Source organism: Bradyrhizobium sp. (assembly GCF_016462955.1).
Lineage (GTDB): Bacteria > Pseudomonadota > Alphaproteobacteria > Rhizobiales > Xanthobacteraceae > Bradyrhizobium.
This window is the reverse complement of sequence record NZ_JAEMSD010000031.1, coordinates 11,310-21,055: the sequence shown is the minus strand read 5'-3', so window position 1 is coordinate 21,055 and position 9,746 is coordinate 11,310. Positions and strand designations below refer to the sequence as shown.

The window sequence follows — 9,746 nt, the reverse complement described above, 5'->3', positions numbered from 1 at the left end:
GAAGAAGCCGAGCAGCATGTCGACCTTTTCCTGCTCGATCAAGCGGATCGCTTCATTGATGGCGATGTCCGGCTTGCTCTGGGCATCGGCATAAATCGCCTCGATCTTGTAGCCCTCGACGTCCTTCGCGCTGTACTGATCCAGCATGATCCTGGCGCCGGTATATTGCAGCTCCGAACCGCCGCCGGCGAGCGGCCCGGTCAGATCATAGATGACGCCGATCTTGAGCTTCTTCTCTTGAGCCTCGGCGGACACCGCCAAGCCCGTCGCCGATACGGCGACCAACAACCCACGTACCAAACGGGCAGCCATGCGCAGGCGCATCAAAACCTCCCTGGACGATTGTGCATCGCATTCTTATTGCTTTTGCTTATTGCCCATCACATGGGCTGCGCGCGACGATGTCAAGCCTCGCGCATCAGCGCGAGGCGAACTGGTGCTCGACGAAGGCCGTGACAAATCGCGGCATGGACGGCCTCAGATCGCCCATGTCGCGCACGAGATGAATGGCCGATAATTCCGGTTCGGCCTCGCGCGCGAGATTGGCTTCGATCCGGGCGCGGGCCACCTCGCCCGGCACATCCAGGTTGATGACCTGCAGCATCGCAATCGTCGGGCCGGAGACGACGCAATGCCAGCCCGGCTCGATCCTGTAGTCGGCCGCGGTCAGGCCGGTCTCCTCCCCGAGCTCGCGGACGACACTGCCGGGAATGTCGAGCACATCATCCTTCACATCGTCGAGGTCCGGCGTGCCCGAAGGGAAATAGATGCGGCCAGCATTGGCGGTGTGCGGCGCCATCTCGCCCATGATGAAAGCGCCGTCGGAGGCGCGCAGCGCGCCCATGCCGAAGCCGTTGAACACGGCTTTGTCCGGAAAGCCCCAGTCCCGCCAGGCGAGGAAGCTCGCGAAATCGGTCTGGAAATAGGTCGCCGTCAGGTGACCATCGTTGAACACGGCGTCGCGCCCGAGCAGGACGCGCCCGTTCCAGATCTTCGGCCGCTCGCGCTGCTTCTCGGCGAAATGCGCCGCGATCTCGGCGCGGCGTTCGTCGGCGAACGGCCACGGGATCGGGCGCACGGCAAGGTCAAGCGTCGTGACGCGATGGATGACCGGTAACGTCATGACGCCTGGCTGCACCTTCGCATCGGCTATTTGGCGCTCCCCGTGGTCTTCCTGGCCTGCTCGACGAATCTGTTGGTGAAGGTCTTGCTGACGTCGATCTTCGCGTTCGCCACTTCGGGCGAGCCGACGCTGAACACCGCAAGCACGGCGTCGGCGCCCTTCGGGTCCATCTTGCCGGTCTCGGAATACATCGGGATCGTGTTCTTCAATGCGGCAAGGTAGAGATCCTTGTTCTTGCCGACCGTCTCCTCCGGCATCTTCGCCATGATCTCCTCGGGGCTGTGCGAATGGATCCAGGCGAGCGTGGCGAGGATGGCATTGGTCAGCGCCTGCGTCTCCTTCTCGTGACCGTTGATCCAGGCCGCGGTCGAGTAGAGCGCGCCGCCCGGATACTCGCCGCCGAAGGTCTCGAGCGTGTCCTTCTGGGTGCGGGTGTCCGACAGGATGCGCAGATCCTTGTAGCTGCCCTGGAGCACGGTCACCGAAGGATCGAGCATCACGGCCGCATCGATCTGGCCCTGCTGCATGGCGGCGACCGCAGTGGCGCCAAGGCCGACGCCGATCACGGCAACGCTGGTGGGATCGAGCCCGTTCTTCTTGAGCATGTATTTGAGGAAGAAGTCGGTTGAGGAACCGGGGGCACTCACGCCGACCTTCTTACCGGCGAGATCCTTGACCGACTTGATATCGTTGGTGCGCGAGGGCGCGACCACCAGCACGAGGCCGGGATAGCGGTCATAGACCACGAAGGATTGAAGCTCCTGCTTCTTGGCGGCGAGATTGACGCAATGGTCGAAATAGCCGGAGACGACGTCGGCGCTGCCGCCGAGCACGGCCTTCAGCGCGTCCGATCCGCCCTTGAGGTCGACCAGTTCGACATTCAGGCCGGCCTTCTCGTATTCGCCGAGCTGCTTGGCCAGCACCGTCGGCAGATAGCACAGGCAGGAGCCGCCGCCGACCGCAATGGTCACCTTGCTTTGCGCCGCCGCAAGCGACGTGGTGAGCATCAGCGCGAGCAGCGCGCCGGCGAGCCTGGCAATCGTGTTCTTCATTGGTTTCCTCCGTTCGGCCGGCGGCACCATAGAGCAGCGGGACCGGATTGAGAAGCACCGCCGGAGTGCGCTGGCCATCGGCCTTTCGGCGCAATAGCGTGCCCGGACAAGAGCAATTCCCGATGGGGAAGATCTAGACGCCGCCGCAGGCGCCTGACGACGTCACGCTGCCGGATTGAGCCCTCGCGATTGGGCCCGCGCCGATGCGCGGGCCCGTTTCGTGAATTTCGCCGCTAGATCGCGCGCGCCTGCTTCCGGATCTCGTTCGCGATCGGCTTGAGGGTGTCTGTCGGAAGCTGGCCGACGAGGGTATAGCCAAGGCCGTCATCTATCCAGGCAAAACCTGCGACGTCGCCGGACGACTGCGGCATCATCGGCGCATCCTGATTACGGCCGCTCATCGGACGCGTCAGTACCACGAGACGATCGCCGCGATCGTCGTCGTACATGAACATCGCGGCCGGACCGTGCGAGGTAGCGACCAGGCGCCCGCCCATCAGCCGATAGCCCGAGACGGACAGGTCCGGTACCTTGACCGGTTGTTTCAGCCGATTGGATATCCATTGCGTGAGCTCTGCCCTGTCTGACGCCCGTATCTCGACCGGTCGCACGCGATCCGGTGCGTAAACGCCATAAGTATAGGCTGCTTCGTGGGCCAACGCGGATAGTCCGTTCGAGCTATCCTGCAGTACGCTGCGCATGGTCCATCCGCCGAGGCCTCCGATACCCAGAAGCAACATCGCAGCGATTGCCCGCCACGCCCGCAGGGGACGGCGCTTCCGGCTCTCGATGATGTGTGTCAGGTTTAATTCCGCGGGCAATGGCTCGTCGGCGATTGACGCGAGCGCGCCACGCAGCAACTCGCGCTGGTTGGCGAAGCCCGCAACGCGGTTGGCGACATCCGGATGCTCGTCCAGATAGGATGCGACCTCGGCGCGACGCTCGGGCTCGAGCGCCTGGTCCGCATAGGCGTGGAGATCATCTTCCGTGATCGGCCGCTGGTTCATTTCAAGCTCCGCAATGCGACGACGTTCCTCGGCCCCACCGCATCCATCTCCTGTTGCAACCGCTCCCGTGCGCGCGACAGGCGCGACATCACGGTGCCCACGGGAACGCCGAGAACTTTTGCAGCATCCGCGTAGGAGAGATCCTCGACCGCGACCAGCAGCAAGACCGCTCGTTGCTCTTCGGGCAGTCGCGCAAGCTTGCTCAGGACGTCTTGGTAGATCAGTCTTTGTTCCTGCGCCGCCGCGCTGACAAGCACTTGCTCATCCGCATCGTCGATCGGCATATGCCTTCCCCGCGCCGTAGCCTGGCGGAATTGCGTGATCGCCAGATTGTGGAGGATGGTGAAGAGCCAGGCGCGGACACTGCCATCGCGCCGCTGATGCCAGCGGCTGACGGCGCGCTCCAGGCAGTCCTGGACAAGGTCGTCAGCCGCCGCGCGATCGCGCGTGAGCGCACGCGCATAGCGGCGGAGCGCGGGAATCAGCGGCTCGACCTGAACCAGCATATCCTTCATGACGCGCTCCGCCTCATCTCGGTTGAAGCCCGCCGAACGTCATCGCGCCTCGATTTGAATGACTTCGCCCGGCATGGCCGCGTCGCCGGACGCAATCACCAGATATCGCTTGGCTGCCGCGGCAGACTGGTCGACGATCTGCCGGATCGGACCGGTCGCGTTGACGATGGCCGATCCGGCCGGATTGGTCATGAACGCCGCCAATGGCTGCAGTGGCCCGCTTCCGTCGCCATGGTCCGCCAGCGCCAGCACATATTTCTGCCTGGGCTGAAGTCCCGTCACTGAAGCTTGCAGGACCTGTATCAAGCCCTGATCGAACAGCGACACGCTGGTCGGCGCCTGGCCGCCCCCCGCACCACCCTTCGATACAAGCGCGAGATGAGCAACCTGGCCGGCAAGGCCGAGAGCCTGCAGGTTTTGGCGGTCATCCGGGTTTGGCGCGGCGTTCGGGACATAGGCGATCGCCTGCGGCGCCTGGCCGATCGGAACGTTGGCGATGACCTTGTTGGTTGCCGTATCGATAGCCGCAAGCGCGTCGGCATTCTCCAGCCCGACATAGATGCGGGTCCCGTCGCCGGACGGCCACACACCGTGCGGAAGACTACCGACCGGGATCGTCGCGACCTGCGAGAAGTCGTCGGTGCGGAATACCTTCACTTCGTTCAGGCCACCGACAGTGACATAGGCAAACGTGCCCTTCGGCGTATGCGCGAAGTTGACGTGATTTGTGATCGGGCCGGTTTCGATGGTCTTGATCGCATTGAACGGCGGCCTCGCGTTGAACACCTGGGTCCGGCCCACGTCTTTCAACGTGAACCACACTTGATTGCCATCCGGCGTCGCCGCGATGTTCGGGCAGAATGGGCTCTCCTGCTTCACCCTCGCAATGATCTTGTGCTCGGCAACAGCGACCACGTCGGTCTCGGGATTGAAGGACGAGCAGATGTAGCCATACTTGCCGTCGGGTGAGAAAATCTGCATGCCGGGCCCGTTCGGGGTCGTGATGCGGGTTTTCTCCTTGAAGCTGGTCGGGTCGATGACGGAGATGTAGTTTTCGCCACGGACGGTTACCCACACCTCCTTGCCGTCCGGCGTGTAGAACGCCTCGTGTGGCGACCTCCCGACGTAGGTCACGTGCTTGACGGTGTTGGTCGTGGTGTCGATGAAACTCACGGAGTTCGAACCGATCGAGACCACGGCGAGCGTCTTGTGATCCGGTGAGAAGCCCATGCCGTGCACGAGGACCTGGCCCTTGTAGAGCGGGCTGAAATTCCCAGGTTGCGGGTCGCCCAGCCGGATCACGCCAAGCAGCTTGTTGTCGACGGGGTCGGTGACCGAAACCGTATTCGAGAATTGTTCTGCGGCGTAAACGCGGTCGTGGTGGCTGATCGGAATATCGGGGGCCGACAGCGCGCCCGGTGCCTGCCCCGCCCATGCAGCGGATCCGCCTGCAAGCATCGTGGCGGCCAGGAAAATGCTTCTCACAACCCTGCATTTCGATGCGTTCATGTCTGTAGCTCCTACTTCTTCATTCCAGCAGGCATATCCATCTGCATGCCCGAATGACGATGAACGTTGGCCACCGGAGCGGATGCTGGTTGCGTCGGAGCAGGTGCGGTGTCCGTGGCCGGCTCGCCTATGGCGAGCTTCATCGCCGCGATCTCCTGCATCTGGTCGACAATGATTTCCTGGGCGATGCGCCGCAGCTGCTCGTTCTTGCCATAGCGCAATTCGATGACCGCCATGTCGATCGCGCCCTGATGATGCGGTTTCATCATCGCGACGAAGTCGCGATCGACATCGCCGGTCGGCTTGACCGCCATGTTGTTCATCATCTTGGTCATGGCGGCTTCATTTTCTTCCAGAAAGGCACGTTCCTCCGTGCTCAGCGCAGCTGGCGGGCTGGCCGGATGGGACTCATGCGCGAACGCGAGCGGAGGCACCGCGTACGCGACGAGAATGTGCGCGGCGAGGAACGCCGCGCCGAATCCGGACCTGGGCCATCGACATCTGGCCGAGAGCGCCGCTACGGCGCAGCGAAACTGTGACGGGTACATCAAGAACTCCCATGCGGGTGGTCGCATGGGGGTTTGACGCGCGGCCGCGCGTTCTATTCCGGCCCGCCGATCACATAAATGTCAGCGCGCAACGAGGCGGCCTATCCACGCCCGTCCGACGCAGCCGGCCGCCACACCAGCAGCCTGCGCTCCACCAGCGTGACGCCGTAGTCGATCAGGATGACGAAGGCGGACAGCACGAACATGCCCGCGAACACGCCGCCGACGTCGAACACGCCCTCCGCCTGCTGGATCAGATAGCCGAGGCCTGCGGCCGAGCCCAGATACTCGCCGACCACCGCGCCGACCACGGCGAAGCCGACCGAGGTGTGCAGCGAGGAGAACATCCAGGACAGCGCCGAGGGCCAATACACGTGCTGCATCAATTGCCGCTCGCTCATGCCGAGCATGCGCCCGTTGTCGAGCACGGTGCGGCTGACTTCCTTGACGCCCTGATAGACGTTGAAGAAGACGATGAAGAACACCAAGGTCACGCCGAGAGCGACCTTGGACCAGATGCCGAGCCCAAGCCACAGCGCGAAGATCGGCGCCAGCACTACGCGCGGCAGCGCGTTGACCATCTTGACATAGGGGTCGAATACCGCGGCCACCAGCGGCTGGCGCGCGAACCAGAAGCCGACCAGGACGCCGCCGAACGAACCGATCACGAAGGCGAGAAGCGATTCTGCCAGCGTGATGCCGAGATGCTTCCAGATCACGCCGGAGGCGAACCATTTCACAATCTGGCTGAACACGTCGTACGGATTGGAGAAGAAGAACGGCGGCAGCAGGATCTTGCCGAACACGGGCACGGTCGTCAGCACCTGCCACAGCACGATGCCGACGACGGCGACCAGGATCTGCAGCGCGAACAGCGTCGGGCGCGACATCAGACCGCCTCCGCCGCCTGGGTGGATTGCGCGTAGCCCTTCATCACCTCGTCCTTCAGCACGCCCCAGATCTCGCGATGCAGCTCGTGGAACTCCTTGTCGAGCCTCACCTCGAAGATGTCGCGCGGACGCGGGAGGTTCACGCGCCAGTCGCCGATGATGCGCGAGGACGGCCCGGCCGACATGATCACAACGCGGTCGGCGAGCGCGATCGCCTCTTCGAGGTCGTGGGTGACGAACAGCACCGCCTTGCGGTCGGCGCTCCAGAGGTCGAGCAGCAGATTGCCCATGACCTGGCGGGTTTGCGCATCGAGCGGACCGAACGGTTCGTCCATCAAGAGGATCTTGGGGTCGCGGATCAGCACCTGCGCCAGCGCCACGCGCTTGCGCTGGCCGCCGGAGAGCATGTGAGGGTACCGGCCAGCGAACGCACCGAGGCCGACGGAGGTCAGCCATTGCTGGGCCCGGGACAGCGCTTCAGCGCGCGGAGTGCGCTTGATCTCGAGCCCGATCGCGACATTGTCGAGCGCGGTTTTCCAGGGGAACAGCGCATCCGCCTGGAACAGATAGCCGGCATCCCGATTGAGCCCCGCGAGCGGCCGGTCGAAAATCCTGACGCTGCCCGCCGCGGGCTTGAGCAGTCCCGCGGCAACGTTGAGCAATGTCGATTTGCCACAGCCTGTCGGCCCGACAATGGCCACGAATTCGCCCGGCGCCACCGCGAGATGAGCTTTCTCCACTGCCGTATAGACCCGCCCGTCCCCGAGGCGGAACGCGACCTTGGCATCTTCCAGCGCCACCGCCGTGGGCGTCGACATGTGCTTCCTCCGAATTGCGCCTGCTGCTTAGCCGCTCGCGCTGCCAAGTTCAATCAAGGCGCCAAGCGTGTTACGCATGAGCCTGCCGCGCTCTTACCCTCCCCTGGAGGGGGAGGGTCGGTGCGCATGAAGCGAAGCGGAATGCGAACCGGGGTGGGGTGACGGTCTCTCCGCGTCGAATACTGCCCGCGTGGAGAGATCACCCCATCCCGCTCGCGCTGCGCGCGATCGACCCTCCCCCTCCAGGGGAGGGAAAGAGATAAAGAGAGCTCACCTGCGATGTCTTCCAAGCTGGCGATCAGCTACCAGCACGTCACCAAGCGCTTCGGCTCACTCGCGGCCGTCGACGACGTCTCGCTCGACATTGCCGAGGGCGAGTTTCTGGCGGTGGTCGGCGGCTCGGGCTCCGGCAAGACAACGCTGCTGCGGCTCGCCAACCGGCTGATCGAGGCCGATGGCGGGACCATCACCGTCGAGGGCGAGGACGTGCGACGCGTCGATCCGGTCGCGCTGCGGCGGCGGATCGGCTACGTCTTTCAGAGCGGCGGGTTGTTTCCCCATCTGAGCGTCGCCGACAATATCGGGATCACGCCGAAACTGCTGGGCGAGCCGGCACTTGCGATCGCAGCCCGTGTCGACGAGTTGCTGGAGCTGGTGCAGCTCGACCGCGCGGCACATCGCAACCGTTTGCCGGAGGCACTCTCGGGCGGTCAGCGCCAGCGCGTCGGCGTGGCGCGGGCGCTCGCGGCAAGGCCTCGCATCGTTCTGATGGACGAGCCGTTCGGCGCGCTCGATCCCCTCACCCGCGATGCGCTCGGCGACGACTATCGCTCGCTGCATCGCAAGCTGGGGCTGACCACCGTGATGATCACCCATGACATGACGGAGGCAATCCTGCTCGCTGACCGCATCGCCGTGATGCGCGGCGGGCAGCTGCTCGCGCAGGGCACGCCCGATGAGCTCGTCAGGAGCGGAGACGACTACGTGCTGGAACTGCTGCGCACGCCGCGGCGCCAGGCCGAGCGGCTGAATGCGCTATTGCCGCAGAGCGGTGCGGCATGAGCCTCCTCACCAATCCACGCTGGGGCGAGGCGCTGGCGCATCTGCCCGACTACCTCGGCAACCATGTGCAGGTCAGCCTTGCCGCACTGGCGCTCGGTCTCGCCGTCAGCCTGCCGCTGGCGATCCTCACACGCAATCGCCCGGCGCCGCGCGGCGTGCTGCTCGCGTTCGCCAGCATCGTGCAGACCGTGCCGGGACTGGCGCTGCTTGCGCTGTTCTATCCGCTGCTGCTCGCGGCAGCCTCGATCGCGCTGACCTGGTTCGGCGTTTCCTTCTCCGCCTTCGGCTTCCTGCCGGCAATGCTGGCGCTTGCGCTCTACTCGATGCTGCCGGTGCTGCGCAACGGCATCACCGGCCTCAACGGCATCGATCCCGCGCTGATCGAGGCCGCCAAGGGTGTCGGCATGACCGCCCGGCAGTCGCTTCTCATGGTCGAGCTGCCGCTCGCGCTGCCGGTGATGATGGCGGGCGTCCGCACCGCCGCGGTGTGGGTGATCGGCACCGCGACGCTGTCGACCCCGATCGGGCAGACCAGCCTCGGCAACTACATTTTCGCCGGGCTGCAGACCCAGAACTGGGTGTTCGTGCTGTTCGGCTGCCTGGCCTCGGCCGTGCTCGCGCTCGCCGTCGATCAACTGCTTGGCCTGATCGAGAACGGCCTGCGTCGTCGCAGCCGTCTGCGCGCAGCGCTCGGCGGCGTCGGGATCGTCGCTCTCGTCGCCGCAACATTGGTGCCGACAATGGGCCGCTCCTCGCAGGGCTACCTGGTCGGCGCCAAGACATTTACCGAGCAATACGTGCTGTCCGCGCTGATCAGGGACCGTCTCCAGGCCGCCGGCCTGTCAGCGACGGCACGCTCCGGCCTCGGCTCGAGCGTGATCTTCGAAGCGCTGAAGGCAGGCGACATCGATCTCTATGTAGACTATTCCGGCACGCTCTGGGCCAACCAGCTGCATCGCACCGACATCAAGCCGCGCACGGAGCTGATTGCGGAACTGAAGACGGCGCTTGCGAAGGAGAACATCACCCTGCTCGGCGAGCTCGGCTTCGAGAACGCCTATGCGCTGGTGATGCCGAAGAAGCGCGCCGAGGCGCTTGGCATTCGCACCATCGCCGACCTCGCCGCATACGCATCGAGTCTGTCGATTGCCGGCGACTACGAATTCTTCTCGCGGCCCGAATGGGCGGCCCTGCAAAAGGCTTACGGGCTGTCCTTCCGGAC

General features: G+C 64.6%; 11 protein-coding genes. 2 read left to right on the top strand and 9 right to left on the bottom strand.

Annotated elements, in window-relative coordinates; all coding sequences use genetic code 11:
* From JHD07_RS05865 to JHD07_RS05825, 9 genes are all read right to left on the bottom strand, one after another.
* The coding region (locus JHD07_RS05865; protein ID WP_291619963.1) for an ABC transporter substrate-binding protein at positions 1 to 324 on the bottom strand (324 nt) is incomplete at its 3' end.
* A gap of 94 nt (positions 325 to 418) precedes the next feature.
* Positions 419 to 1,123, bottom strand: a complete 705-nt coding sequence (locus tag JHD07_RS05860; protein ID WP_291619961.1) for an NUDIX hydrolase — start codon at positions 1,121 to 1,123, stop codon at positions 419 to 421.
* A gap of 26 nt (positions 1,124 to 1,149) precedes the next feature.
* Positions 1,150 to 2,175, bottom strand: a complete 1,026-nt coding sequence (locus JHD07_RS05855; RefSeq protein WP_291619959.1) for an ABC transporter substrate-binding protein — start codon at positions 2,173 to 2,175, stop codon at positions 1,150 to 1,152.
* Between the two features lie 233 nt (positions 2,176 to 2,408).
* Positions 2,409 to 3,182, bottom strand: coding sequence for an anti-sigma factor (locus tag JHD07_RS05850; RefSeq protein WP_291619958.1), 774 nt, complete (start codon positions 3,180 to 3,182; stop codon positions 2,409 to 2,411).
* Positions 3,179 to 3,697, bottom strand: a complete 519-nt coding sequence (locus JHD07_RS05845) for a sigma-70 family RNA polymerase sigma factor (protein ID WP_291619956.1) — start codon at positions 3,695 to 3,697, stop codon at positions 3,179 to 3,181. Before JHD07_RS05845 ends, JHD07_RS05850 begins: the two co-directional genes overlap by 4 nt.
* 39 nt (positions 3,698 to 3,736) lie before the next feature.
* The gene (locus tag JHD07_RS05840) at positions 3,737 to 5,206 is read right to left on the bottom strand and encodes a YncE family protein (RefSeq protein WP_291619954.1); all 1,470 of its coding nucleotides are present in this window, start codon (positions 5,204 to 5,206) and stop codon (positions 3,737 to 3,739) included.
* 11 nt (positions 5,207 to 5,217) lie between these two features.
* Positions 5,218 to 5,754: a DUF305 domain-containing protein gene (locus JHD07_RS05835; RefSeq protein ID WP_291619952.1), complete on the bottom strand. Its 537-nt coding sequence runs from the start codon at positions 5,752 to 5,754 to the stop codon at positions 5,218 to 5,220.
* 101 nt (positions 5,755 to 5,855) lie between these two features.
* Positions 5,856 to 6,644 (bottom strand): ABC transporter permease, encoded by a 789-nt coding sequence (locus JHD07_RS05830; RefSeq protein ID WP_291619950.1) that lies wholly within the window; start codon positions 6,642 to 6,644, stop codon positions 5,856 to 5,858.
* Positions 6,644 to 7,462: an ABC transporter ATP-binding protein gene (locus JHD07_RS05825; RefSeq protein ID WP_291619948.1), complete on the bottom strand. Its 819-nt coding sequence runs from the start codon at positions 7,460 to 7,462 to the stop codon at positions 6,644 to 6,646. The genes JHD07_RS05830 and JHD07_RS05825 overlap by 1 nt, the downstream gene beginning before the upstream one ends.
* Before the next feature lie 279 nt (positions 7,463 to 7,741).
* Between JHD07_RS05825 and JHD07_RS05820 the strand changes: the two genes are divergently transcribed.
* Both JHD07_RS05820 and JHD07_RS05815 read left to right on the top strand, forming a co-directional pair.
* Entirely contained in the window at positions 7,742 to 8,524 is a 783-nt protein-coding gene (locus JHD07_RS05820) for an ATP-binding cassette domain-containing protein (protein ID WP_291619946.1), read from the top strand.
* The coding region (locus tag JHD07_RS05815) for an ABC transporter permease/substrate-binding protein (RefSeq protein WP_291619981.1) at positions 8,521 to 9,746 on the top strand (1,226 nt) is incomplete at its 3' end. The genes JHD07_RS05820 and JHD07_RS05815, both read left to right, overlap by 4 nt.